Annotated in this window: 17 protein-coding genes; 6 read left to right on the plus strand and 11 right to left on the minus strand. The window is 55.7% G+C overall.

The genetic code is table 11. The features are described from left to right. Positions 1-3: 3 nt before the first annotated feature. Both chrA and ilvD read right to left on the minus strand, forming a co-directional pair. Positions 4-1197, minus strand: a complete 1194-nt coding sequence (chrA, locus tag ACT3T7_RS00610) for a chromate efflux transporter (RefSeq protein ID WP_444629749.1) — start codon at positions 1195-1197, stop codon at positions 4-6. 243 nt (positions 1198-1440) lie between these two features. After that, positions 1441-3126, minus strand: a complete 1686-nt coding sequence (gene ilvD, locus ACT3T7_RS00615; protein ID WP_193057069.1) for a dihydroxy-acid dehydratase — start codon at positions 3124-3126, stop codon at positions 1441-1443. A gap of 157 nt (positions 3127-3283) precedes the next feature. Here ilvD and recC point away from each other — a divergent pair, with 157 nt between their 5' ends. After that, complete coding sequence (gene recC, locus ACT3T7_RS00620; RefSeq protein ID WP_444629750.1) at positions 3284-6910, plus strand: exodeoxyribonuclease V subunit gamma; 3627 nt, start codon at positions 3284-3286, stop codon at positions 6908-6910. 30 nt (positions 6911-6940) lie between these two features. Here recC and pncB read toward each other — a convergent pair whose 3' ends face one another. After that, positions 6941-8119: a nicotinate phosphoribosyltransferase gene (gene pncB, locus ACT3T7_RS00625; RefSeq protein WP_192528190.1), complete on the minus strand. Its 1179-nt coding sequence runs from the start codon at positions 8117-8119 to the stop codon at positions 6941-6943. Positions 8120-8364: 245 nt separating this feature from the next. Between pncB and recB the strand changes: the two genes are divergently transcribed. Continuing rightward, complete coding sequence (recB, locus tag ACT3T7_RS00630) at positions 8365-12126, plus strand: exodeoxyribonuclease V subunit beta (RefSeq protein WP_444629751.1); 3762 nt, start codon at positions 8365-8367, stop codon at positions 12124-12126. After that, the gene (recD, locus tag ACT3T7_RS00635) at positions 12123-14441 is read left to right on the plus strand and encodes an exodeoxyribonuclease V subunit alpha (protein WP_444629752.1); all 2319 of its coding nucleotides are present in this window, start codon (positions 12123-12125) and stop codon (positions 14439-14441) included. Before recB ends, recD begins: the two co-directional genes overlap by 4 nt. 1011 nt (positions 14442-15452) lie before the next feature. Here the strand turns inward: recD and ACT3T7_RS00640 are convergent. The 4 genes from ACT3T7_RS00640 to ACT3T7_RS00655 all read right to left on the minus strand — a co-directional run bounded on the left by ACT3T7_RS00640 (position 15453) and on the right by ACT3T7_RS00655 (position 21162). Then, complete coding sequence (locus tag ACT3T7_RS00640; protein WP_444629753.1) at positions 15453-17228, minus strand: GmrSD restriction endonuclease domain-containing protein; 1776 nt, start codon at positions 17226-17228, stop codon at positions 15453-15455. 720 nt (positions 17229-17948) lie between these two features. After that, complete coding sequence (locus ACT3T7_RS00645; RefSeq protein ID WP_444629754.1) at positions 17949-18668, minus strand: hypothetical protein; 720 nt, start codon at positions 18666-18668, stop codon at positions 17949-17951. A 674-nt stretch (positions 18669-19342) separates the two neighbouring features. Next, positions 19343-19951: a glutathione S-transferase family protein gene (locus ACT3T7_RS00650; RefSeq protein ID WP_444629755.1), complete on the minus strand. Its 609-nt coding sequence runs from the start codon at positions 19949-19951 to the stop codon at positions 19343-19345. A 2-nt stretch (positions 19952-19953) separates the two neighbouring features. Beyond that, on the minus strand, positions 19954-21162 hold the full coding sequence (locus ACT3T7_RS00655; RefSeq protein WP_444629756.1) for a YbfB/YjiJ family MFS transporter: 1209 nt from the start codon (positions 21160-21162) through the stop codon (positions 19954-19956). A 153-nt stretch (positions 21163-21315) separates the two neighbouring features. Here ACT3T7_RS00655 and ACT3T7_RS00660 point away from each other — a divergent pair, with 153 nt between their 5' ends. After that, a complete protein-coding gene (locus ACT3T7_RS00660) occupies positions 21316-22209 on the plus strand; it encodes a LysR substrate-binding domain-containing protein (protein ID WP_444629757.1) in 894 nt (297 codons plus the stop codon). A gap of 27 nt (positions 22210-22236) precedes the next feature. Here ACT3T7_RS00660 and ACT3T7_RS00665 read toward each other — a convergent pair whose 3' ends face one another. After that, the gene (locus ACT3T7_RS00665) at positions 22237-22590 is read right to left on the minus strand and encodes a zinc ribbon domain-containing protein YjdM (RefSeq protein WP_444629758.1); all 354 of its coding nucleotides are present in this window, start codon (positions 22588-22590) and stop codon (positions 22237-22239) included. A gap of 99 nt (positions 22591-22689) precedes the next feature. On the opposite strand from ACT3T7_RS00665, the gene ACT3T7_RS00670 reads away from it, so the two are divergent. Further along, on the plus strand, positions 22690-23079 hold the full coding sequence (locus ACT3T7_RS00670; protein WP_444629759.1) for an ester cyclase: 390 nt from the start codon (positions 22690-22692) through the stop codon (positions 23077-23079). A 36-nt stretch (positions 23080-23115) separates the two neighbouring features. On the opposite strand, the gene ACT3T7_RS00675 is transcribed toward ACT3T7_RS00670, so the two are convergent. The 3 genes from ACT3T7_RS00675 to ACT3T7_RS00685 form a co-directional block, all read right to left on the minus strand. Further along, positions 23116-23292 (minus strand): hypothetical protein, encoded by a 177-nt coding sequence (locus ACT3T7_RS00675; RefSeq protein WP_444629760.1) that lies wholly within the window; start codon positions 23290-23292, stop codon positions 23116-23118. A gap of 18 nt (positions 23293-23310) precedes the next feature. Further along, positions 23311-23823 (minus strand): GNAT family N-acetyltransferase, encoded by a 513-nt coding sequence (locus tag ACT3T7_RS00680; protein WP_444629761.1) that lies wholly within the window; start codon positions 23821-23823, stop codon positions 23311-23313. Between the two features lie 76 nt (positions 23824-23899). Beyond that, a complete protein-coding gene (locus ACT3T7_RS00685; RefSeq protein WP_444629762.1) occupies positions 23900-24469 on the minus strand; it encodes a pyridoxamine 5'-phosphate oxidase family protein in 570 nt (189 codons plus the stop codon). Positions 24470-24692: 223 nt separating this feature from the next. Here ACT3T7_RS00685 and ACT3T7_RS00690 point away from each other — a divergent pair, with 223 nt between their 5' ends. Continuing rightward, entirely contained in the window at positions 24693-25175 is a 483-nt protein-coding gene (locus ACT3T7_RS00690) for a GlcG/HbpS family heme-binding protein (RefSeq protein ID WP_087111822.1), read from the plus strand. Positions 25176-25191 lie beyond the last annotated feature (16 nt).

A 25191-nucleotide genomic window follows, 5' to 3' on the forward strand; every position in this document is an offset into this window, starting at 1 on the left:
CTACTAAACCGGTATCAAAAGACCGCCCAGCGCAATCACAATCACAACCGCCCAGGCAGGCAGCTTCCACACGGAAAGCAGTAAAAAGCCGCTAAGCGCCAAGGCAAATTCATACGGTCCGATAATCGCGCTGGTCCACACCGGCTGGTAAAGCGCAGCGCCCAGAATCCCCACCACTGCGGCATTGGCACCACGCATTAATGCCTGAGCGCTGCCCCATTGGCGAAAGCGATTCCAGAAGGGCAGCACGCCCACCAGCAGTAAAAATCCCGGTATGAAGATAGCCAGCAAGGCCACTAGCGCCCCAACAAGGCCATTAATGCCAGGCAGTAACGCCCCAAGATACGCGGCAAAGGTAAACAGCGGCCCCGGCACGGCCTGTGCCGCTCCGTAACCGGTTAAAAATGCATCCGGCGTTATCCAGCCTGACTCCACCACTTCCGCTTGTAAGAGCGGTAGCACCACATGCCCACCGCCAAATACCAGCGCGCCTGAACGATAAAAGGCATCGGCAATATCAAGCCAAACGGCGCTTCCCGCAAGCAACGGCAACCCAATCAGTAGCCCAGCGAACAGCCCCAGTGCGATAACACCAACTGAGCGCGACACAGCAAAGTGGAGTGTTTCGCTTGGCGTGGCAGTCACAGCTTCGCGGCATAGCAGGAACCCCGCCAAGCCACCGAACACAATGGCGCCCACCTGCCCTAGCGGCCCGCTGACCAACAACACCGTGAACACGGCCAGTAGCGCGATGCCCGTGCGGGTTTTATCCGGGCACAGGTTACGCGCCATCCCCCATACCGCATGGGCCACAATGGCCACAGCCACTATCTTCAAGCCATGAATAATACGGCTGACAATCGGGCCATCCAGCACCGTCGCCCCGAACGCAAATAGCACCAGCACAATGGCAGAAGGCAGCGTAAAGGCCAGCCACGCCATCGCGGCTCCCCAGGGGCCCGCGCGCATTAGCCCAAGCGCAAAACCCACCTGGCTGCTGGCGGGTCCTGGCAAAAACTGGCAAAGCGCGACCAGGTCCGCATAGGCAGCCTCCGAAAGCCAACGGCGGCGCTCCACAAACTCAGCCCGAAAATAGCCCAGATGCGCCACCGGCCCACCAAAAGAGGTCAGGCCAAGCCATAGAAAAACCTTAAAGACTTCACTGACGCGCGTGCGTAAATTGTTCTCTTCAGCCATAGCGGAAGGCTCTTTTGCGTAATAGAAAGTGCCTAGGCTACCCGCTGCATTTTACGCAGTGATGACAAGCCACCCGGGCCATGCCACCTAACCCCAGCACCGCTTCGCGCTGCATCCGCGGGTGCGCTGGCGCTTACCACGCGCTACAAAATTCGGTAAACGTATCGTCGCACGCCACCAAACCGCATATAGGCGTGTTCCGTAACGACGGCGCGGCGCGAATGGCCGGGCCGCCAGCGTCACTTACTCGCTTTGGTCGGTAACGGCACCGGTGCTTGCTGAGCTTACCAGCCGTGCATATTTGGCCAATACACCGCGGGTATAGCGCGGTGCGGGCTGTTGCCACGCGGCACGGCGGGTTGCCAATTCTTCATCGCTTAGCTGCACTTCAATAGTGTCCGCTTCGGCATCAATGGTGATGAGATCGCCATTTTCCACCAGCGCCAGCGGGCCGCCATCAAAGGCTTCCGGTGCTACGTGGCCGACCACAAAACCGTGGCTACCGCCTGAAAAGCGGCCATCGGTAATCAACGCGACGTCGTTGCCCAAGCCGCGCCCCATAATGGCCGACGTCGGTGTGAGCATTTCGCGCATACCCGGGCCACCTTTGGGGCCTTCGTAGCGAATAACCACGACATCGCCTGCCACCACGGTGCCATCATTGATGCGCGCCTGAGCTTCTTCTTCAGAACCAAACACCCGCGCCGTGCCGGAGAAGCGCGTGCCTTCTTTGCCGGAAATTTTAGCGACCGCACCTTCCGGCGCCAGGTTGCCATAAAGAATCCGCAGATGGCTTTCGGTTTTAATCGGCTTATCCAGCGGCGCGATAATTTTCTGGTCATCCGGATAGGCTTCAACGCCTGCCAGGTTTTCCGCCAGTGTTTGCCCGGTGACCGTCAGGCAGTCGCCGTGTAGAAGGCCAGCTTCCAGCAGTTTTTTCATCAGCGGCTGAATACCGCCAAGCGCCACAAGCTCGCTCATCATGTAGTGGCCGCTGGGGCGAAGATCTGCCACTACCGGCACGCGTTTACCGATCTCGGTAAAGTCGGAAAGCGTCAGCTCAACATCGATAGTGCGCGCCATGCCGATAAGATGCAGCACCGCGTTGGTAGAGCCGCCTAACGCAATCACCACGGTAATCGCGTTCTCAAACGCCTTACGGGTCATGATATCGGAAGGTTTGATATCCCGCGCCAGCAGCTCAAGCACCGCCTCGCCCGCCGCTTTACAGTCGTCACGTTTTTCCTGGGAAATGGCGTTTTGTGCCGAGCTGCCCGGCAGGCTCATGCCCAGCGCTTCAATGGCCGATGCCATGGTATTGGCAGTGTACATACCGCCACACGAACCGGGACCAGGAATCGCGGTTTCCTCGATCTGCTTGAGCTCAATCAAATCCATATCGCCCCGCGAGTGAGCACCCATGGCCTCGAACACCGAGACGATATCAGTGTGCCCTTTGCCCGGCATGATGGTGCCACCGTATACAAACACGCTGGGGCGATTCAAACGTGCCAGCCCCATTACGCAGCCCGGCATGTTTTTGTCGCAGCCGCCAATTGCCACCAGGCCATCAAAGCCTTCACAGCCCGCAACGGTCTCAATGGAATCCGCGATCACCTCCCGCGAGACCATCGAGTACTTCATGCCCTCGGTGCCATTGGCAATACCGTCGGAAATGGTGATGGTGTTGAAGACCACACCTTTACCGCCTGCGGCATCGGCACCCTCTCGGGCCTGCTCGGCAAGCTCACCAATATGGCTGTTGCACGGCGTCACCATGCTCCAGGTAGAGGCCACGCCCACCTGGGGCTTTTTAAAATCAGCGTCGTTAAATCCTACTGCGCGCAGCATGGCACGGCTGGCGGCTTTACCCACGCCATCGACCACCGGGGCAGAATGGCGGCGAGTATGGTTTGGTGTATCGGTCATGGGGGACTCTCTTGCGTTATTCACGATTTAAGAAACACAGCTTGAGGTGTTATTCAGCATCTCGCAATACGTTTAACCTATGGCACCATAGTAGTCTTAAGTACTGTGTCTTAAGCACTGTACCTTATCGCTACTGCCTTGAAGGAAATACCGCCGCATGTCGTCACCCTCGCTGCTTGCCAATACATCGTCTCTTACGCCGGGTTTTATGGTGGTGCATGCCAACCGCCTTGAAGACCTGCGCGGGTTAGCGGTGGAGTGGATGCGCCTTCATCCGTTAGGGCCGCTTGAGAACGAGACGATTCTGGTGCAGAGCAACGGCATCGGGCAGTGGTTGAAGCTGGCACTGGCGGAAGACCAGGCACAGGGCGGCGCGGGCATTGCGGCGGCGCTGAACGTTACCCTGCCTGCGCGCTTTTTATGGCAGGCCTACCGCACGGTGTTAACGCATATTACCGGTGATGCCCAAGCGGTGCCTGAAACCTCACCGTTTGATAAGTCGCGCCTGGTTTGGCGCTTGCTGCGCTTACTGCCCAGCCTCGCTGAGAAGCCCGCCTTTGCGCCGCTGGCGCGCTTTTTGGAAACCGACCGCGACCAGCGCAAGCACTATCAACTGGCCGAGCGCCTGGCGGATTTATTCGACCAATACCAAGTGTACCGCGCCGACTGGCTAGACGCCTGGGCACGGGGCGAAGATGTACTCATTACTGCACGCGGCGAAGCGCGCCCGCTGGATGAACACCAGCGCTGGCAGCCCGAGCTATGGCGCGCCCTGCGTGATGATGTTGCCGCCTCCCAGGGCGAGGCCGGGCTTAATAGCAGCCGTGCCCAAGTGCATAGCCGCTTTTTAGAGGTTGCCGAACAGCTGGAAGGCCAGGCGTGCCCGCCGGGGTTGCCGCGTCGGCTGATTATTTTTGGGATTTCCTCGCTGCCCCAGCAAACGCTGGAAGCCCTGGCAGCACTTTCGCGCTGCTGCCAAATTGTGCTGTGCGTGCATAACCCCTGCCAGTATTACTGGGCGGACATCATCGAACACAAGGATTTATTGCGCGCCAACCGCTACCGCCAACAGCGTAAAACGGGCATGCCCGAAGCGCTGGACGTACTCGGCGACGGCGATGTAGATAGCGCGCTGCATCTGCATGCCCAACCGCTGTTGGCAGCCTGGGGCAAGCAGGGGCGTGACTATCTGCGCCTGCTGGATGAGCATGACGATGCGGGCAACTACCAAACCCTGTTTGAGCAACAGGCGCTGCGTATTGATATGTTCGAGCCGTTCAGCACGCCCGAACACGCCTGCCTGCTCAGCCAGCTTCAGGATGATATTCGCGAGCTGCGCCCAGTGGCCGAAACCCAAACGACCTGGCCTGCGGTTGATGCAACCCACGACGACTCCATTGTGTTTCATATCGCCCACGGCCCCCAGCGCGAAGTGGAGATTCTTCACGACCAGCTGCTGGCTGCGTTCAGCGCCGACCCCGAGCTGCGCCCGCGAGATATCATCGTTATGGTGCCGGACATTGACCGCTACGCGCCGCATATTGAAGCGGTGTTTGGTCAGTACCGCTCAAGCTACCGCACGCTTGGCCGCGACGACCCGCGCTATATTCCCTACACCCTTTCAGACCAGGCCAGCCGCCACCGCCTGCCGCTGATGATTGCGCTGGAAAAGCTCTTGCGCCTGCCCGAGCTGCGCCTCTCAGTGAGCGACCTGCTCGACCTGTTAGACGTGCCCGCCCTGCGCGCTCGCTTTGGCATTGAAGAGCGCGATTTGCCCACACTAAACCGCTGGATTGAGGGTGCGGGCATCCGCTGGGGCTTAAACGCCCAGCAGCGCACCCGGCTTGATTTGCCCCAGGGCTTAAGCCAGAACACCTGGGCGTTTGGCCTGCGCCGTTTACTGTTGGGCTACACCGTGGGCGTGGCGGATGCGTGGCAGGGTATCGAGCCGTTTGATGACATCGGCGGGCTTGAAGCCTCGCTTGCCGGGCCGCTGGCAACACTGCTTGAGAAGCTGGAAACCACGTGGGAGATTTTTTGCCAGCCGACCACCGCCGCCAACTGGGTCATTCGGTTGCGTGAACTGCTGGAAACCTACTTCCTTACCGATGACGCAGCAGAGAGCGTGATGCTGACCAAGCTGGAAGGCGCGCTTCAGCAACTGTTCGACAGCACCGAAGAGGCCAAATTGAATGACGATTTGCCGCTTTCCATGGTGCGTGAGCACTGGCTCTCGCAAATTGATGAGCACAGCCTTTCTCAGCGCTTTTTAGCCGGGGCGGTCAACTTCGCCACGTTAATGCCGATGCGCGCCATTCCCTTCAAGCGGGTGTGTTTGCTGGGCATGAACGACGGCGAATACCCACGCTCCCAGCCGCCGCTGGATTTTGACCTGATGGGCAGCGACTACCGCCCCGGCGACCGCTCGCGCCGGGAGGATGACCGCTACCTGTTTCTGGAGGCGCTGCTGTCGGCGCGCCAGCAGCTCTATATCAGCTGGGTGGGCCGCAGCCAGATCGACAACAACCCCATGCCGCCTTCCGTACTGGTCGGCCAACTGCGCGATCACCTGACGGCAGGCTGGGTAAGCCAACGCCAGGCTGACGAGCCACTGATTGAAGCGCTGACCACCGAGCATCCACTGCAACCGTTTAGCCATCGCTATTTTACCCAGCCCGGTAGTTCAGCCTCCCAGGCCCGGCTCTTTACCTATGTACATGAATGGCGCGATGCCCACGAACAGCACGCGCTGCTCGCCTCACAGGAAAACCTAAATAAACAGCAAAGCGCCCTGCTCGAATTTAACCAGGACGTTCCACTAACGCTTGCCCAGCTAGGCAGTTTCCTGCGCGAACCGGCCAAGGCGTTCTTCAACACCCGCTTGGGCGTGTATTTTGAGCAGGAGGTGCTGATCCAGCTGGACGTGGAACCATTTGTGCTTAACGGCCTACAGCACTGGCAACTGCAGGACCAACTGATTGCCGCCCAGCGCCACGCGGTAGACAACGGCGAGCCGCGTGAAGACGCCATGTTTGCCGCGCTTGAGCGCATCAAGGGCCAAGGCGTGCTAGCGGTAGGCGCTTTTGGCGAGCGCATGAGCGAATCGCTGGCCGAGCCCATGCAAGCGCTGTTTGATGCCTATCGGGAAGCGCTCGAAGAGTGGCCCATTGCAGTAGAAGCCCCTCAAGCGGTCGCATTTAACGCCCTCGAACTTTCGGTCAACGACTGGATTAACGAACTGCGCACGGATGAGAGCGGCAAGCGCTGCCGCCTGCTGCTGGTGAGTAACAGCTTGATTAGCAATGCACGTGGCCGTGGGCAGTACCGTTGGCAGCATCTACTGCGCCCTTGGGTGGCCCACCTGGCTGCCAATGCGGTTTCGCCGATGACCACACAACTGCTTTCCAAGGCGGGCCATGCGCGCTTTGAACCGCTAGCAGCGGATACCGCCCAGGGCCATCTAGCGACTATTTTGCAGTGCTGGAAAGAAGGAATGACCATGCCGCTGCCCCTTGCTCCGCAAGCAGCATTTGCCTGGCTGAGTAAAGAGGGAACGGTGGACAGCACCGCCGATAGCGACGCCTTTAGCGCAGCGGCAAGCACCTATGAAGGCGGGCGCTTTCAAACCGGCGAAGTAGCGCAAAGCGCCTACCTCGCCCGCCAATGGCCCAACTTTGAAGCGCTGTTTAACGAGGGTAACCAGAAAGGGGCTAACCCCGCCCTCCGCTTCTCCGCCCTGGCAGATGCCCTTTACCTGCCGCTCTACCGTGCGGTGAAAGAGTAGCACTGCTCGGTAAAAGGAGGTGCGCTTCGCTTAATGCGGGTGGTTAACCAGGAGTATTCGATTGGCCAGCGAGATCATTTCGGGGTCGCCGGTGTTCTTTTCGGCCACATCGGAAAGCTTGATGACCGGCAGCCAGCCCTGGCCCTCAGGGCGCGCCTCGACCATTTTGATCACCATGTTCATGGGCTCCTCGCCCACATCATTGGTGAAGTTGGTGCCAATACCAAACGCCATGCCGATACGATCTTTGCAGAACGCATGAATGCGCTCGATTTTTTCCGGAGTGAGCGCATCGGAAAAGATAATCGTCTTGCTCAGCGGGTCAATGCCCAGGCGCTCATAGTGCGCGATGGTTTGTGAGGCAAAGTCGATAGGGTCGCCGCTATCGTGGCGCACGCCATCGAACAGCTTGGCAAACTTCTTATCGAAGCTGTCGAAAAAGGCTTGCGAGGTAAACGTATCGGTTAACGCAATGCCAAGGTCGCCCCGGTACACATCCACCCAATGCTCCAGGGCCAGGCTATTGGCCATTTTGAAACCAAACCGGGCACCGTGGAACATAAACCACTCATGGGCGTGCGTACCAATCGGCTTCACGTCATGGCGCATCGCCAACAGCACATTACTGGTGCCGGTAAACGACTCGCCGCCGTGATGGCGAAGCGCGCCCACCACACGGTCGTGAACATTAAAAGAGAAACGCCGACGCGTACCAAACTCAGCGATTTTGAGCCCCATGCGGTGGTAAAGCTCGATTTTTTCCTGGGCGTTCTGCTCGATCATCGCATCCGCTTCAGGGGTAATCGTAATACCACGCAACCGATACCAAAGCTCACTGATCAGCGCCATCAACGGCACTTCCCAAAGGATGGTGCGATACCACGGGCCTTCAATCACCACGGAAAGGTCCGCCCCCTGCTGCTCGATAATGACCTCGCTGGGGTCATAACGAAACCCGGCCAGAAAATCGAGATAAGTGGGGTCCAAATAAGGACAGGTTGTTTCGAGATAGCGCTTCTCTTCGTCGTTTAAGCGAAGCGCCGCCATATTATCGACTTCATGGCGTAATGCAGCGCCGAACCCTTCTGGAAAGGCATGCGCGCCACGGTTAATAAAAGCGTAGCGCGCATGGGCATACGGGAAGCGTTTAATCACGGCATTCTGCATCGTGATTTTGTAAAAGTCGTTATCCAGAAGCGAGGTCAGCATGAAGTCTCATCATCAACGTGAACAGAAGCCGCGGTAGCGTAAACCGGTCGCCCGCAAAGTGGCTAGCCGACAAGATTATCAGGTGATGGCGCTGGCTCCCAGCCCAACCCGCTCGCTTGTGCCTTTTGCTCGCTGCTTTTTGCTCCCTAAGGGTCATCGCGATATAGTTCTCCAGCCGCCCCTATTTGCCCCATCCGGGGCGTGTTGTTTTTGTGCCTGCTAGCGCCTGCTCCTGGAGACCAGTGATGAGCCATCCCGCCCCACTCAACCCACTGAGCTTGCCCTTGCACGGCAGCCGCCTGATCGAAGCCAGCGCCGGTACCGGCAAAACCTTCACCATCGCGCTTTTATACGTGCGCCTGGTATTGGGTGGGCGCAGCAAAGAGGATGACAACGCCTTTATCCGCCCGCTCACGCCGCCGGAAATTCTCGTAGTCACGTTTACCAACGCCGCGACCCAGGAACTACGCGAGCGGATTCGTAACCGGCTGGTGGAAGCCGCTGAGATTTTTCGCAGTGATGAAAACGCAGGCGATAAACTGCTGCTTGAGCTGCGCAGTGAGTACCCACCCTCGGCCTGGCCCGCCTGCGCACGGCGCCTGGCACTGGCTGCCGAGTGGATGGACGAAGCCGCCGTTTCCACTATTCACAGCTGGTGCTATCGCATGCTGCGCGAACACGCTTTCGATAGCGGCAGCCTGTTCTCGCTGAACCTGGAGAACGACCAACGCGAGCTAGAACAAGACGTCGTGCGCGACTACTGGCGCAGCTTTTACTACGCCCTTGAGAGCGACGCGCTGGAAAGCATTGTTAGCTATTGGCAATCCCCCGACGACCTGCACGCCAGCTTGCAGCGCCTGCTGCCCGAGTGCGACGCGCTGGGCGAACAACGCCCGGCACCTCTGCAAACGCTGACGAACTGCCAGGCCGCCCGAGCCGCCAAACTCAGCGCGTTAAAAGCCCCCTGGGCGGCATGGCTGAACGATGTGGTGCCCGCGCTGGAAGAAGCTGCCCAGCAAAAAGCCTTTAAGGGCCAAAGCTTTAACGCCAAAAGCCGCGCCAACTGGCTAGGAGCGCTGCGCGATTGGTGCACCAGCGATGCCGACCGCCCCCAGCTTACCGATGCCGCCTGGCGGCGCATGACGCCTGAGGGCATGGCCGATATCTGGAAAGTGGGCACGCCGCCCTGCCCAGCGGTGTGGGAAGCGCTCGCCCACCTGCCTGGCGAGCTTAATGCCCTGCCCGAGCCGCGCAACGACCTGTTAATTCACGCCGTGCAGTGGTGCCGCAAGCGCCTGGAGCGCGAGCAGGAGCGCCGCGCTGAAATGGGCCCCAACGACCTGCTCACGCACCTGGACCGCGCCCTTCAAGGCCCCAATAAAGAAGCGCTGGCCGCCCAAATCCAGCGCCAGTTCCCGGTCGCGCTGATTGACGAATTTCAGGACACCGACCCAATCCAGTACCGCATTTTTAACGCGGTGTATAACGTTGCTACACCGCGCCGCGACAGCGCCGTGATGCTGATTGGCGACCCCAAGCAGGCCATTTACGCCTTCCGTGGCGCAGATATTTTCACCTACCTGAAAGCCCGCCACGACACCGATGGCCGCCACGTTACGCTGGGCACTAACTTTCGCTCAAGTGCTGCGATGGTCAACGCGGTTAACCACTGCTTTAACTACGCCGACAAGCACGAAGCAGGCGCGTTTTTATTTCGTGAACAAGGCGGCGAGAACCCCCTGCCGTTTTTACCGGTAGACGCCAAAGGCCGCGCCGACCAGTTGGTGTTGAACGACGCGCCGCTGCCCGCCATGACGCTGTGGCAAATGGCGGCTGACGAGCCGCTTTCCAAAACCGCCTACCAGCTTGAAATGGCCGAAGGCTGCGCTTCCCACATGACCGCCCTGCTGGAAGCGGGTCGCAAGCGGCAAGCGGGTTTTAAAACCGAGGGCGAACTCACCCCACTCAAGCCTTCAGATATGGCGGTGCTGGTGAACGGCCTGCAGGAAGCCCGCGCTATTCGCCTGGCGCTTGCCAGCCGTGGGGTTAAAAGCGTTTATCTTTCGGATCACGACAAGGTATTTAGCTCATCTATCGCCCAGCAAGTGGAAACCTGCCTGCGCGCCTGTGCGGAATCCCAGGCCAACTCCCGCCAGGCGGAAGCCAAGCTGCGCGCAGCGCTTGCCACGCCGCTGCTTGGGGTGAGCCTTAGCGAGCTTGATCACCTTAACGAGAGTGAGCTTGCCTGGGAGGCCCGGGTAGAGCAGTTCAGCCGTTACCACCGCTTGTGGCAGCGCCAGGGCGTGCTGCCGCTGGTGCGCAAGCTAATGGTGGACTTCGACATTCCTGCCCGACTGCTTGCGTTGACCGAAGGTGAGCGCTTGCTAACCGACTTGCTTCACCTGGGCGAACTGCTTCAGCAGGCAAGCCAGGAACTGGATGGCGAGCACGCGCTGATTCGCTTTCTGGCGGAAGCGATTGCTGACCCGGAAAGCCACGGCGACAGCCACAAACTGCGCCTGGAAAGCGATGCGGACCTGGTCAAGGTCGTGACCATCCATAAATCCAAGGGGCTTGAGTACCCGCTGGTCTTTCTGCCGTTTATTGCCAACCATCGCCCCACCAAAAAAGGCGATGTGCCGCTGCGCTGGCACGATGGCGAAGGCAATTTACAGCTAAGCCTAAGCGCCGATGCAGAAACACTCGCCACCGCCGACCGCGAACGTTTAGGCGAAGACTTACGCAAGCTTTACGTGGCACTTACCCGCGCCCGCCATGCCACCTGGCTGGGGCTTGCGCCGTTAAAGGATGGCGAAGGCAGCGCCCTGGGTTACCTGCTTAACGGCGGTAACTACATTGCGCCCAATATATTCGGCGAAGCGCTTGCCGCGCTGGTCCATAAAAGCGACATCGCCCTAGAGCCTGCGCCAGCCCCTACTGCACTGTGCTTTACGCCCGCCCAGCAGCAAGAAGCATTGGGGCAAGCCCGCACGCCCACGCGCCCGGCCCGCGAGCAGTGGTGGATCGCCAGCTACTCGGCGCTGCGCACCACGGGCGGCATTTCAGGGCTGCTATCCACCGCTGCCCCCACGCCGGAACCCACCACGCCCCAGGAAGCCACCACGTTTGAAGTGCTGGATGAACCGCAAGACCTGCTGCAAGGTTCTCCATTGACCGGGCAGCCCATGGCGAGTGTAACCACTCACTCCCCATTGCCCGCTGACAGCGACCAGCCGAGTGCAAACGCAAGCCACCTGCACCGTTTCCCTCGCGGCCCCGGCCCTGGCACCTTTCTACACGGCTTGTTGGAATGGGCAGGCCAGTTGGGCTTTGCCAAGGCGCTTGAAGACGCCGCCGCCCGTGAAGACACTCTGCGCCGCCGCCTGCAACTGCGCGGCTGGCAAGCGTGGTATGAACCGCTGGCAGGCTGGTTTGAGGATTTGCTCGGCACTCAACTGCCGCTTCCCGGCCAGCAAAGTGCCGTGGCGCTTCAACAGCTAAGCGGTTATCAGGTAGAGCTAGAGTTCTGGTTTGCTGCCCATCAGGTGGATACGCAGGCGCTGGATGCGCTGGTTAGCCAGCACTTACTTCCCGGCCTTGCCCGGCCCGCGCTGGATGCCGATACGCTTAACGGTATGCTCAAAGGCTTTATCGACTTGGCGTTTGAATTTGATGGGCGCTTTTATGTGCTGGACTGGAAATCCAACTACCTGGGTGCAGACGACAGCGCCTACACCGTTGATGCCTTGAGTGCCGCACTGCTGGAAAAACGCTACGACCTACAAGCCGCGCTGTACCTGCTGGCGCTGCACCGGCTATTAAAAGCCCGCCTGCCCAACTACGACCCACACGTCCATTTGGGCGGGTCATTGACCGTATTTTTGCGTGGCAGCCGTACGCCTGCACGCGGCGTACACCCCGAGCCCGCCCCGGTGGCGCTGATTGAAGCGTTGGATGCGTTATTTGCAGGCACGGCCAACGGCGCTGGCCTTAAGGAAACGGCATGAAAGATTCACAAACCCTGGACCTGTTCGGCGAAAACGAGTCTGTGCCTGCCACACCGCGTAACAGCACAGTAGCACCTGGCCACCAACGGCACCCTGCGCTGAACGATACGGACACCCTAATGGCGCTTTGCGAGCGCTGGGTCGCCAGAGGCTGGCTACGCGACCTGGACCGCGCGCTGGTCAGCTTCTTCGCCCGCGAGGGAGGCCAGGTGCCGCCGCTGCTTCTGCTGGCTACCGCGCTTGCCAGCCATCAGTTGGGCCGAGGCCATGTGTGCCTGGACTTAAACGCCACACTGAACGCACCGGATTTCGCCCTTTCGCTACCGCCCGAAGGCGATGACCTAAGCGACCCGCCGCCGCTACCCAGCGAGGTATTAGCCACGCTAACGCTTGCCGAGTGGCAGGCCGCGCTTGAGCACCCCACGCTGATCAGCAACGGCCACGGCAACACGCCGCTGGTACGCGCTGACACCCCGCACACCACCCGGCTTTACCTACGCCGTTACTGGCAGTACGAACAAACCCTGCACCAGGAAATTAAAGCGCGGCTTGCCATTGAAGACGATGCTGCACTAAGCAGCTCTTGTGGGAGCCCAGTTCACTGGGCGAAGGGTGACGCTAGTCACCCCAATTTACTCCAACAAGCCCTGAACACCCTGTTCCCCGACAACGGCACACTGGACTGGCAAAAGGTCGCCTGCGCGCTGGCGGCGCGCAGCCACTTTGCGATTATTACCGGCGGCCCCGGCACCGGCAAAACCACCACCGTTGTGCGCCTGCTCGCCCTTCTGCAAACCCTGCAACTGGCCCATTCGCCAACGCAGGCGCTACGCATTCGCTTAGCCGCCCCCACCGGCAAAGCCGCCGCCCGCCTTAATGAATCCATTGCCGGGCAGGTAAGCCAGTTGCCTATCGAAGACCTTGCAGCGCTATGGGAGCAGAGTGAATTGTGGGAGCCGAATTCATTCGGCGAAGATTCATGCACTGAACAACTAAGTGCCTCCATCCCCACCGAAGTCACCACCCTACACCGCCTGCTAGGCGCCAGGCCCGACACCCGCCACTTCCGCCACAACCCCAACAACCCATTGGCGTTGGACGTACTGGTGATCGACGAAGCCTCCATGGTCGATATCGAAATGATGACCGCCGTGTTAAGCGCCCTGCCCGCCCACGCCAAGCTGGTGCTGCTGGGCGATAAAGACCAGTTGGCTTCTGTGGAAGCCGGTGCCGTGCTCGGCGACTTATGCCGCCGCGCCGAGGCCGCCCACTACACGCCAGAAACCGCCGAGTGGCTTGCCAAACTTACCGGCCACCCGCTGCCCGAAGCACTAACCAGCCCCAACGGCCAACCCCTCGACCAAGCGATTACCATGCTGCGGGTAAGTCACCGCTTTGACGCCGCCAGCGGTATTGGTCAGTTGGCCGAGGCGATTAACCAGCCGTTAAGCGCCACGCTTAGCGAGCGCGATAAACAGAACGCCGTACACAGCGCCCTGCGCCACGGCTACGCCGACCTGCATCATTTGGTGCTAGGCGGGGAGAATGACAGCGCCCTGGAGCGCCTGGTGGTGACCGGCTCCCCAGAGCGCTTCCCCTGTGCCGGTAAAGGCCGCCTTGATAAGAAAACCAATAAAGAAATAGCGCCGCCCACGGGCTACCGGCACTATCTTACGGTTTTGGATCAACAGCGCCCCGAGGTAACGCTAGCCTTTGAGGAAAACAAAGGCGCCTACGACACCTGGGCCAGAGACGTACTAAACGCCTACGGCCACTTCCAACTGCTCTGCGCACTGCGCAAAGGGCCGTGGGGCGTAGAAGGCTTGAACTTACGCATCGCCAAGGTACTGCGCAGCCACACGCTATTAAGCGCAAGCGATATCGAACTAGAGAAAGGCTGGTATGAAGGCCGCCCGGTGCTGGTCACGCAAAACGACTACAGCCTGGGGCTAATGAACGGCGATATAGGCATTACGCTAGCAGTACCCGACCCGCGCGGCGTAGGAAGAACCTTATATAGAGTCGCCTTTCCGACCAGCGATACGAAAAACCCCATCCGCTGGGTGCTGCCTTCCCGCCTGCACGCGGTAGAAACAGTATTCGCGATAACGGTACACAAATCCCAGGGTTCGGAATTTTTGCACACCGCACTACTGCTACCCCAAACGCCCAACCCGATTCTGACGCGGGAGCTGATTTACACCGGCATCACCCGCGCCCGCGAATGGCTGACCCTAGTGGAAGCCAAACGGGGGATTTTGAATGATGCGGTGGTTAGGGAGGTTATGCGGGTTAGCGGGATGGAGGCTAATTAAAATTTATATCACCGGTTCTAGCATTGTCAGTTATCGGTTGAGGCTGTGTGAAAACACCCGAACGTTACAGAATAGAGTTGCCGTACGCGAACACTAGAGCAGTTTTATAATGGAGAAGCCTCAGAATGAGCGAGAGAGCACCATTCGTGATCACTTTTGGCTGGCTCAGGACTCATCTAACGTTTTCACACATCCTCGGCCAAAAGCGGTCTTTAAGGAGGTTCTGATTAACGCCTCGCGTAAGCTGCGGCCTTGTAGTTGATTGGTGTTCCGCTAGCGTAGCGATAAGCGCATAAGCCAAATGAGGGAAAAGCCGTCAGATTGTCCGCCCTATTATGCACCGACAGCACAATGTATTGACAAATGCAATAGATATCGCTACCATGGCTAGCTAGTCAGCTTTACTCGATTCTCGAGGTCACACAACAGCAGGAAATTGCTTTGCGTGGTCGTTTGGTAACTTGCGAGAGTGAATGCAATCCCCCAGTTAACCTTAAGGAGGTGCGCATGAACAAAACAACTGATAAAACCAGAAATTTACTTAAAAAAAACTGCTTTAGAACATTGATGTACTTAGTTTTAATCACTTCAACAATGATAGTAAATCTGGATTACATTCAGTCTCGTGACTCGAGTAAAGCTGATTCCCTTCTTCCTTACGTTTTTGACGAATTCAATCAATCGTCTCTATTACTACCTGTATAACAGCATATTAGACTGCTCAACCTATGATTGGATAAACCTGCTGGCACATTTATCCGACAAGTACAGTCTATAAAATACACCATAATTCATTGATATAAATAAATTATAACTTTAATTAGGCTATATATCCAAAACTTGCGCGCCTGCTGCATTTCCCGTTATGACCGCCTAGGGTCGATAGCACCTATGCACGGTAATTCTTGTGTCGGCCATAGCGGTCTTTAAAGTGGTACAGATATAACGCAGAACCTTGCGACAATTTTGGAGCCACGGAGCGGTGGAAAATTGCCCGACAACAGGGACTTGCTATGTAAACAATGAATTTACTGCCAAAAGTTTCTTCCCCGTGGCTTCGATAGTTGATGAGTTCTCTCTAACGAACACCTTTTCCCCAAAAAAAGATATTTGCTTTTGGGCTGGAATTCTAATTCTTAGCACAGACATTCCCTTGTAATCCACATAGTCCGACTGTGCAAGCACCTGACTCCGCAAAGGCTCTGATAACTCAGAAGCTCTGATGAAGCCAATAATTTTCTCCAAGTACTGCTCTTCATTGATTGATAAATTCTGCATCTCCCTATCCAAACCTACAATATAGCGAGCTCCCACAACTAAGGGTTTAATTCCATCGAGTTCAGATACTCTCTCCGCGTCTCTCTTATTATCCGCAACTCCAATAAAAATGAACCCATCAGCGTCGGGACCGACATTCGCTATTCCACATATCGTCTCTGCAATTCGCACAAGCAAGCTTGAATCAAATTTTCTCTTTGGCGAAAGATCAACCAAACCCTGCTTGCACTCGTAACGCGAGGTCTCCAATCTGGACCTTCGAAGAGAGTTCTCCATATCGAGAGCGAGCCCGGCACCATGCCTTAACATAGGAGGATCTTTCTTAACAAAATATCTCTGTATAAGCCCGGTGGTTCTGTCAACATTCTTCACTCTATCTTCAGTAGTGGAGAATTTTGCACTAACAATCATTGACTTCTGAAGACCCTCTAGCGACTTCATTATTTTTGGATAATCTTCTGGTGTTTTTTCTTCAACTACTACAAGTTTATGAAATGCCATAAATATCGAAAAGAAAGAACCTTTTATAGGGTTTCTAGCACCAGGACTAACCACACCCCTCAAAGCATTTGATTGACCACTAAAGTCCTCAATGACTGTTCTTAAGACGGAAAGTGTTACCTTTACTTCTTCTTTTAAGCGATCACGACCATATCGGTAAAACTCACGGCGCAAATGTTCGTACTCTGAGTTGTTCTCGTCATAGATCTTGTCAAAGTACTCTTTGCTTCTGGCTATGGGCTCATCGAGAACGATTGATGCACAAATATCAACAACCATCTCTTCATCTTCGCTATCACGCAGTTGCTTTGTCCAAAGAATACCTTGCTTACACCAGAATATATCCTCTGCTTTCAATGCATACCCCATGTCAGTCCTGGTAGAGTCGATACTGATTTCAGGCATCCCAGAAAGAGGCAATCTATCCATTGATGAATCGCCACGGATTTCAGAAGCAAGTTCACGAATGAGCATTGAAAACTCATCTACCATTCCAGCCTGTCGCTTTTCATGAGCGCTAAGCTGGCGCCCTCCGGAGTTGATACGTCCAAACACATCGGTAACCTGATCTTCCGTTTCGATTGGAAAAATAGTTACGGCCAATTGATAATCCAAAATATCTGCGCAGGTCGAGGGCGATAGTAGTTCGTTATCTTCTGTGTTCACAGGCATAAAGGCCCCGGCATCTGCAGCCTGCTTCGCTCTTGAGAACTCTCTTATATCAAAGTACTTATTGTCTAAAGGGTAAGAATTATCAATAAATGAAAAAATCGCATTCAACCTCTGCATTCCGTCCATGATCTCGTAATAAGTCGAACCTCCGTCAGAGGCATCGGCTAGTAGTATCAGTGGAATTGGGTAATCCTTGATCAAACTGTCAATCAGATACTGCTTCTCCGCCAAAGTCCAAACGAGTTTCCTTTGGTATTTTCGATTAACTATTAATCGATCATCGCGAAAAAGTCGGTATGCCTCTTGGACACTCATCCCGCGTGGAGTAATACTCATAATCGTGATTCCTGGCAATGATATAATTTTTGTACATAACGCTTAGCTCATCGGCGCCCATCGGCCGCTAACTGAAGCGACTAGTTAGAAGCCCTGCCTCTAGCCGCAATACACATACCTACGGCAATTCCAGTCCGTCGCGATCTTGTGTTTTACGTACAGAAAATTGAAATTCTGATAGAGATCTTCAACCAAAGACTTACTATCTATTCCAACATCTGCTGAAAGCCATGAATGTATCGTATCCATTAGTTGACCATAGTCACGGTAGAATATTCTAAGATTGAGCGTACGTTTTAAAGCTTGCTCTGAAACTAAATCTAAAACCTGAGCTATTCGGTCTATTGCCCCGGTATCGGACGGCCCTTCCGTATACAAGGCTGAAAATGGAGTTTGACGTCCATCCTCGGAAACAAAATGGCCTGGCTTAGTGCCAGTTGACTCAGACGCAGCATTTAATATGCTTAATCCACTGCTCAAAATCCTGTGCTGGTACGCTATCTCGAAAAAGCTGGATCATACGGAAGCTATTATCTAGCCTGCGCTGGTTCTGCCCCCCGGGAGTAGGTAAGTAGCGCCACTATCCCACCAATCACGCCGAGTCCCAACATCAACCAACTGCCAATCTCTGTAACCAAAGATATCTCCATATCTAGTGCTCCTAACGCCTTCGGCAGCAGCGAAGTACGAGTCCACTGACCGTATTAGTTACATGACATGTCACCAACGCTCGCGCCACCACATTTTATCTTCCAAAGATTCTTCAAGGGTGGCCTCTTTGTCCTCGCCACTCGAGAGACTAATAATTGTAGCTATACTCATAGTACCAACTTGCTGCCCTTCATTTTCCTTACGATTTTCCATTAGATGGGTAATGACCGTATTCTGGACGCCCTTAGTAAATTCTTTTTTAACACGCATGATTATTGGCCTGATCACATTTAAGACTGACTCACCATAAGCGATAGCTTCATCTCTAGTTGGAATTTTACCCTTATGAACCACATCATTACGAAATTTAATTTGATTTTGATGGAGTAACTCTGGGGAGTCATAAAATGCTCTACAATACATAAAAATAAATGCCCCCAACTGCCGTTCTGACTGCTGAGAAACATTCTTCCAGGCCTTATCGAAAATCTCTTTGTTTAGCCCTGATTCAAATAAATACGCTTTTACAAAAAACTCATAAAATCTTTCAAGGCTTGATGTAAAAGACGCGACAGCTTCGCGATAGTAACCGTCAAGTATCGCGTATGCACCTAAATCAAAAAGAACTTCAAATTTTTGCTCTTGCATCACTGTTATGGTTTTATGACCTTGCTCACATATAAACTCATATCGACCATCATCTCTGAGCTCGACATATTTAGGATACGGCGGGAAAGAATCCCCCCCCCTCTCAAAAGCACATGTCATACAGGTAAACGGTAGCCTCAATTAATATCCCCTCAAGCTAATTGTGCACCAGCCATGTAACAGGTATTAGACTGCTCAACCTATGATTGGATAAACCTGCTGGCAAGTTTATCCGACAAATACAGTTTATAAAATACACCATAATTCATTGATATAAATAAATTATAACTTTAATTAGGATATATATTCAAAACTTGCGCGCCTGCTGCATTTCCCGTTATGACCGCCTAGGGCCGAAAGGTGGCATTTATCAATTGACTCAAGAGATCCTATCCCGCCCGCCATAAACTCAGCCGACTGCTCATAACTCCAAGCAACACCCTTACTCTTACCCAGCGAAAAACATACTGTATGCCCTTTAAAAGGGCGATAAGTCATGGCTTCTGAAACGCTGAATAAGTCGTCTACCGGCATGTTTTTGCATGAAAAGTAGTGGCGTGGCAGATAGTCGCGTTCGCGGGGGGCAACCGTCCAGAGAGACGGCCAGTAGAATGCCGTTGGCCTGCCCTTGTATGAGCTGCTTGGTAGGGTGAACCGTTGGCAAGCATTCTGCATCGTGTGTTCCCTGCGGCGTTTCTCGCTCTAATATTCTGAGACTAGCAGTTAACTTAGATTAATCCCATCGCGGCGGATTAGTTTTTTAGTCGGTAGCGTTGGCGTTGCAGTGGCCTTTTCTCCTCGTCGCTGGATCATCGTTAAGATGTGGTAAACGCTGTCGCCTGAAAGCTCGAACGTGCGATCACACCTTGGTGCCACGAAGCAAGCGGTCGATAGGTTTCCTGCCACGCCACCTCCGGTAATCTGAAAGCGAGGTAATCCAACGCGACAGCGGCGGCGATATCACCGAGGCTAAGGGTCGAGGCCGTTGGCGCTTCGCCAAGCTCGCAGTTCAATTGTTCGAGCAGCCGCTGAATCGCCCGCAAGCGCCGTGCTCCCAGCACGCTATTGTCGACTTCATTTCCATTGTGCTTTCTGGCAATCACCGTCGTAAAAGCCGCTTCCATGAGGTTTTGTCCCAATCCCGCCAAGTGCATCACCTCGCCTAAGTGAGATGGTGGCAACACGGGGCTCTCCGGATAAGCGCTATCCAGATAAACAGCAATCAGCATCGATTCGCTGAGCGTGGTGCCTTCCTCGGTGACTAGCACAGGAATACGCCCGGCGGGGTTGGCCTGTAATAGCGTGGGGTCGTCGGCCCAGGGGTCACACCATTTCAGCGTGACGGCATCACTCAGGCCTTTTTCCAGTAGCACGATGCGCACCAGGCGCGCGTAGGGCGATGTAGCGTTTAGGTAGAGTTCCATTATTACCTCCTGTTTTGAGCAGTAAGCGCCGCGTTGCGCTGCTGCAAACCACGGCTAAGCAGTACCAGCAAAAAGCCAGCGACGAGCATGAGGCCGCTGATGGCGAACAGCGGCGAGTAAGTGCCCCAAACGCCATAGAGTGCCGACATGGCATAGCCAGCCACTGCCTGGGCAGCAGCAAAAACGGCGGTGGCTTGCCCCCAGATTTTCTTGTGCGCGGTTGGCCCTACCAGCTCAGCAAGGCGGCCCGAGGTGAGTGCGACAATGCCGGGGATCATCGCCCCTACCATAAAAGAGGAAACCGATTGGCTAATCAGCGCTAGCGAGAACACCGGCAGCAGGACAGCGGCAGCCTTCGCTACAAAAGCAATCGCCAAACCATAATGCCAACCTGCCCGCTGCGCCAGGGCGCCGACCATGAGCGGCCCGCACACGGCACCTAAACCGAAGATCCCCCACTGAAATGAAGCGGCCTGATTACCTAGTGCGTTTTCCCTAGCGAGATAATCCACCCAGAACACGGTATGGGGCACAAACCCAACCGCATCCAGGGCGTACGCACTAATGACCAGCCACACGACGACCTTTACCCCCGAATACTCCCTGGATTTATTGGCCGTTGAGCTGGCCGTGGCAGGTAACGCCAGCCGAGTGATGCCGTGATCGCATAAAATCCCCGCCATCATGCAGAGCAGCCCCAACGCGCCCCACGTCAACGCGAGACTTAATTCAAGCAGCAACGGCACGATGAAGGCTGAAAGCAGAGCGCCCAGGCCAATCCCCGTAAACACCATGGCACCGACACGGGTTCGCCTTTCTGTGGGCGTGGCCGCCAACGCCAGCGAAGGGCCAACCACCATTAAGATGGCCCCCGCAATGCCCGACACCAGGCGCCAGAAGAAGAACCAGGTGAAACCGCCTTCCCCAGCGCAAAGCACAAAGCTTAAAGCGATACCTGCAAAGCTTGCCGCCATTACGTGGCGTGTAGAAAAGCGCTCACTCAGGGAGTGGGCGACAAGCGCGCCGATAAAGTAGCCCAGCAGGTTGGCTGCCCCCAGGTAGGCGCCTTGGCTTGCGGTAAACCAGCCTTCCTGAATAATCGCCGGTAATAGCGGCGTGTAGGCAAAACGAGCAATGCCGATCCCCGCCAGGGTCGCCATTATGCCGGTCATCAGGGCGGGAAAATCGTGGGAAGTAAATGTTCGGCTCATCAGGTTGTGTCCTTTTTGTGCCGCCTTTCGGGCAAGGTGGGCAGCGCGGTAGTGCACAGCCAGACTACGCGCGAGGAACTATTTCTAGAAACGATTTGTTTTGATAGCTACTATCTTTTTTTGAGATAACGCTGGCTTGGCAGAAAGGTGAGTATGCAGCTTAAATCATTGCGACTTTTTATGGCGGTGGCCGAGACAGGCAGTTTCGTGGCAGCGGCAAACCGCTTGCACACGGTGCAATCCAACGTGACGACTCACATCAAGAAACTTGAGGAGGAGTTAGGCGTACAGCTCATTCATCGTGCGGGACGTGTTCGCCCGACAAGCGCTGGTTTGGTGCTGGTGGAGTACGCTGAGCGCATGTTGACGGCCCATGACGAAGCGGTATCGCTGTTCAAGGGCCAGGAGAAGGCCTGTGGGCGGCTACGGATAGGCGCCATGGAAACCACGACGGCATTGCGCCTTCCCCCAATACTAGCGGCGTATCACGCAGCGCAGCCTGATGTTGATATCCAGTTGAAGACCGGGCCAACGGCTGAGCTGGTCGAGTTGCTGCTAAATGGCCAGGTGGACTGTGCCTTCGTGGCTGGGCGGCTTGAGCATAGCCGCTACCACGTGCTTAAAGCATTCAGCGAGGAGCTTGTTCTGGTGGGCTCAATGCCCATGACAACGATGCCCTCTTCACAAGTGCTGCTGGCGTCTGCCTTCATGGCGTTTCGCCAAGGGTGCAGCTACCGCCAGCGTATCGAGCTACTGCTGGCTTCCTATGGCGTCAATGCGGGTCGGATATTCGAGTTTGGCTCGCTGGATGCGATGCTGGGCTGCGTCGCTGCCGGGATGGGCTATACGGTATTACCGCGTGGCACGGTTGACGCTCACCAGCACCGGTTCGGGATTCATACACTGGCGCTGCCCGCTTCTATTGCCCACATCGATACCTATTTTGTCGCCCCCGAACCGGAAACCTGGACACCTGCCCTGGCAAGCTTTGCTGAAACGTTGTGTGGCGCGGCGGAAGTGGATGAGCCTCAGCTTACGGCGTCGTGATGTGGATAGAGGAATTCCGGCTCTTATTCAGGCCTTTTTCACAAAATGAGCGGTTACCATCATGTCGCCTGCACCATCGACCTTGCAGTCCAGTTGGTGATCCTTGCTATCCACGAGCCACTTGATAACGGCTTTGGTGCCTACCTTGATGACCAGTGAGCTGCCTTTGACCTTGAGGTCTTTGATCATCGTTACCTTGTCGCCCTCCGCTAACAGCGTGCCGTGGGCATCTTTTACCGTCACGGTGTCTTCCGCCTCAGCCTCAGAAGGGTTCCATTCGTGGGCGCACTCGGGGCAGATGAACAGGCTTTGATCCTGATAGACGAATTCAGATTGGCAATGGGGGCACGGTGGGCACGGTGGGCACGGTGGGCACGACATGAACGATGACTTCTGTGGCTTGGTTTAGGCTGCTTATGATACTGAGCCTGTGTACCCTTGGCGAATACCTTCACGCCAGCCCAGGAAAGGAGAACCAGGATGAACAAACGTGACTTGGAAGCGGCGTACCGTGATTACATCACCTGCCTCAATCATCAGGACTGGACGAGCCTTGGCCAGTTCGTACATGACAATGTCCACCACAACGGCAGGCGCCTAGGGCTTGATGGTTATCGCGCCATGCTGGAAGCCGATTATGAGCAGATACCGGATCTTCACTTCAATATTGAGCTTTTGGCCGTTGATTCACCCCATGTTGCGTGCAGGCTGCGATTCGATGTAACCCCGAAAGGTAGCTTCCTCGGCCTTGCGGTGGACGGCAAAAAAGTGACGTTTTGCGAGAACGCGTTCTACCTCTTCCGTGATAATAAGATTCAGGAAGTCTGGTCGGTGATCGACAAGACCGCAATAGAAGCTCAGCTGGATTGAGGCTCCAAATGCCATCCTGGTTCGGTTGCCTGCAGGTTATCTGTCAGGGCAAGGTTTTTCCAGAAACGCATCATCATGGGATACCAGCGCTTGTGCCGATGGCAGGCCGAGCCGGTAATCCACGGCCACCACAATCATATCCTGCTCAAACGCTAGCGGCGCGCGCATCAAACACCGAGAGATCGCCAGTGCCAAACACGTAAGAGCTGCCATCATACCCTTTGTGAACATTTATTGACGCGCCACAAATGATTGATAGGTAACGCCATTAAGCTCCTTCATGCCCTCATCCAACATGCCAATTTTAATAGCGACTTGGATGGACCCCACGTTGTCAGCATCGATATCAGCAACAACACGGCGAAGTGCGAGTGTTTCAAGCGCATGCTTTAGCACTGGCGTGGCCGCCTCGGTTGCAAAGCCTTTTCCCCACGCTTTTCGATTGAACCGCCAACCGATTTCAACTTCAGGCCCGACGCCATCGTAGGGAATTAAAAGAATCCAGCCGAGAAATTGATCAGGAAGCTCACGTAAGAACACGGACCAGTAGCCGAGCCCCTCGCCAAAGTTAGTATCGATCCGCTCACGCACGAAGGCCTCGTGCCGTTTAGGGTTAGACCATGGGCCTTTAACGAACTTCGTCACCTCAGGGTCGCGATCCATTTCCAAGCAGGCTGAAAGGTCTTCGTGCGTCCGTGGTCGCACTTTAAGACGAGCGGTATCAAAGGTGGGTAAGGTCGTCATTTTCGCTCCGATTGGATTCATTCTTCGGTGCCCGAGGGTACCAACCCCGCATTTAAAAGCAGCGGATGTGCGGCCATTACGGCACCAGCCACTGCCCCGCCCAACCGTCACCACGCGAGAATACGGCACGACGGTGGCGCTGCCCCAAGTGCAGCGCTTCTACCGCTTGAATGTCCATCCACAACACTGCAAAAGCGCTTTCGTCCGGCGTTTTGGTGTAATCCAGTGAAGCCGCAATCGATTCGCCCGGCGCCAGCCCGCTGCTATAGGCGATGCGGGCGTGTTCCGGCAGGCTTTGCCACTGCTCGCTTACGGCTTCGCCGGTCAGAACAGTGACGCTGGCTTCTATGCGTATTTGCAGCTGCTCAGCAGCATCCCATACGTGCAGCGCGGCCATAGGGTTAGCGCACAGGGCGCTGATCTTTCCTGAGTGAATATCGGTGTAGACAGCAAGCGTTGCCGCCTGCTTGTCGGCACTGCGGAGCACTACCGTGCGGGCTTGCGGCATGCCGCTTTCGCTAACGGTGGCCAGGGTGAGGTAACGCGCCGGTGCGTGGCGATCATTGGCACCTTGGGTCAGGCGCGCCCAAAGGTGGTCATGCAGTAGCGGTAGTTCTTCTGCCCAGAAGTGGGGGTTCAACGCCATGGGGCACCTTTAAAAGTAATGGCTGAAAAGGCAGCGTCACTGAATAGCTGCCGGGCTTATAGCATGCGACGAAAATCCTCAGCGTCAGCACGCCCGCTAACGCGTTCGGCCTGCATAGGTGCTCTTGAGAGCACCACAAAGTAATTTAAACTTTGAATATTTATTAAACATTGCTATAGGTTAAGAGCATCAATATGAATATTAATTTTACCGAGGACGTAAAATGATTCGTAATCTTACTTTGGCTGCCGTGTTGATGGCTCCTGTTTCCGTTATGGCGCAAGATCTTCCAACAGCGCCTTATTTGCCGCTCGACATGAGCCTCGCTGCTGCGCAGACTGCGTTGGATGCCTGCTCTGCCGAAGGCCACAATGTCAGCGTTGCTATCGCTGCTCGTAGCGGTGAAACGAAAGTGCTGTTACGCGCCGACAATGCTGGGCCGCATACCATCAACAGTAGCATAGGCAAGGCCTTCACTTCGGCCAGCATGGGGCGTGATACGGCTGGCCTGGCCGGATTTATCGGTGGCAATCCGGGGAATGATGGGATGCACAACATGGATGCCAGGATGGTGGTTCAGGCAGGTGGTCTGCCGATACGAATCAATGGTGAGCTGGTCGGCGGTATTGGTGTAGGTGGTGCACCATCGGGCGATATCGACGCGTCTTGCGCCCGTGCCGGGCTCGATGAGATCGGTGCCGAGTAATTTATTTGTGTAATTC

This window comes from Halomonas sp. 111, from assembly GCF_052379685.1.
GTDB classification, from domain to species: Bacteria; Pseudomonadota; Gammaproteobacteria; order Pseudomonadales; family Halomonadaceae; genus Vreelandella; species Vreelandella citrativorans.

Excerpts from the sequence above, each read along its gene's own strand:
- recD (WP_444629752.1), top strand. The coding sequence starts at position 12,123 with ATGAAAGATTCACAAACCCTGGACCTGTTCGGCGAAAACGAGTCTGTG.
- ACT3T7_RS00640 (WP_444629753.1), bottom strand. The coding sequence starts at position 17,228 with ATGAGTATTACTCCACGCGGGATGAGTGTCCAAGAGGCATACCGACTT.
- ACT3T7_RS00660 (WP_444629757.1), top strand. The coding sequence starts at position 21,316 with ATGCAGCTTAAATCATTGCGACTTTTTATGGCGGTGGCCGAGACAGGC.
- chrA (WP_444629749.1), bottom strand. The coding sequence starts at position 1,197 with ATGGCTGAAGAGAACAATTTACGCACGCGCGTCAGTGAAGTCTTTAAG.
- pncB (WP_192528190.1), bottom strand. The coding sequence starts at position 8,119 with ATGCTGACCTCGCTTCTGGATAACGACTTTTACAAAATCACGATGCAG.
- ACT3T7_RS00675 (WP_444629760.1), bottom strand. The coding sequence starts at position 23,292 with ATGGCAGCTCTTACGTGTTTGGCACTGGCGATCTCTCGGTGTTTGATG.
- ACT3T7_RS00685 (WP_444629762.1), bottom strand. The coding sequence starts at position 24,469 with ATGGCGTTGAACCCCCACTTCTGGGCAGAAGAACTACCGCTACTGCAT.
- ACT3T7_RS00655 (WP_444629756.1), bottom strand. The coding sequence starts at position 21,162 with ATGAGCCGAACATTTACTTCCCACGATTTTCCCGCCCTGATGACCGGC.
- recC (WP_444629750.1), top strand. The coding sequence starts at position 3,284 with ATGTCGTCACCCTCGCTGCTTGCCAATACATCGTCTCTTACGCCGGGT.
- ACT3T7_RS00670 (WP_444629759.1), top strand. The coding sequence starts at position 22,690 with ATGAACAAACGTGACTTGGAAGCGGCGTACCGTGATTACATCACCTGC.
- ACT3T7_RS00690 (WP_087111822.1), top strand. The coding sequence starts at position 24,693 with ATGATTCGTAATCTTACTTTGGCTGCCGTGTTGATGGCTCCTGTTTCC.
- ACT3T7_RS00680 (WP_444629761.1), bottom strand. The coding sequence starts at position 23,823 with ATGACGACCTTACCCACCTTTGATACCGCTCGTCTTAAAGTGCGACCA.
- ilvD (WP_193057069.1), bottom strand. The coding sequence starts at position 3,126 with ATGACCGATACACCAAACCATACTCGCCGCCATTCTGCCCCGGTGGTC.
- ACT3T7_RS00665 (WP_444629758.1), bottom strand. The coding sequence starts at position 22,590 with ATGTCGTGCCCACCGTGCCCACCGTGCCCACCGTGCCCCCATTGCCAA.
- ACT3T7_RS00650 (WP_444629755.1), bottom strand. The coding sequence starts at position 19,951 with ATGGAACTCTACCTAAACGCTACATCGCCCTACGCGCGCCTGGTGCGC.
- recB (WP_444629751.1), top strand. The coding sequence starts at position 8,365 with ATGAGCCATCCCGCCCCACTCAACCCACTGAGCTTGCCCTTGCACGGC.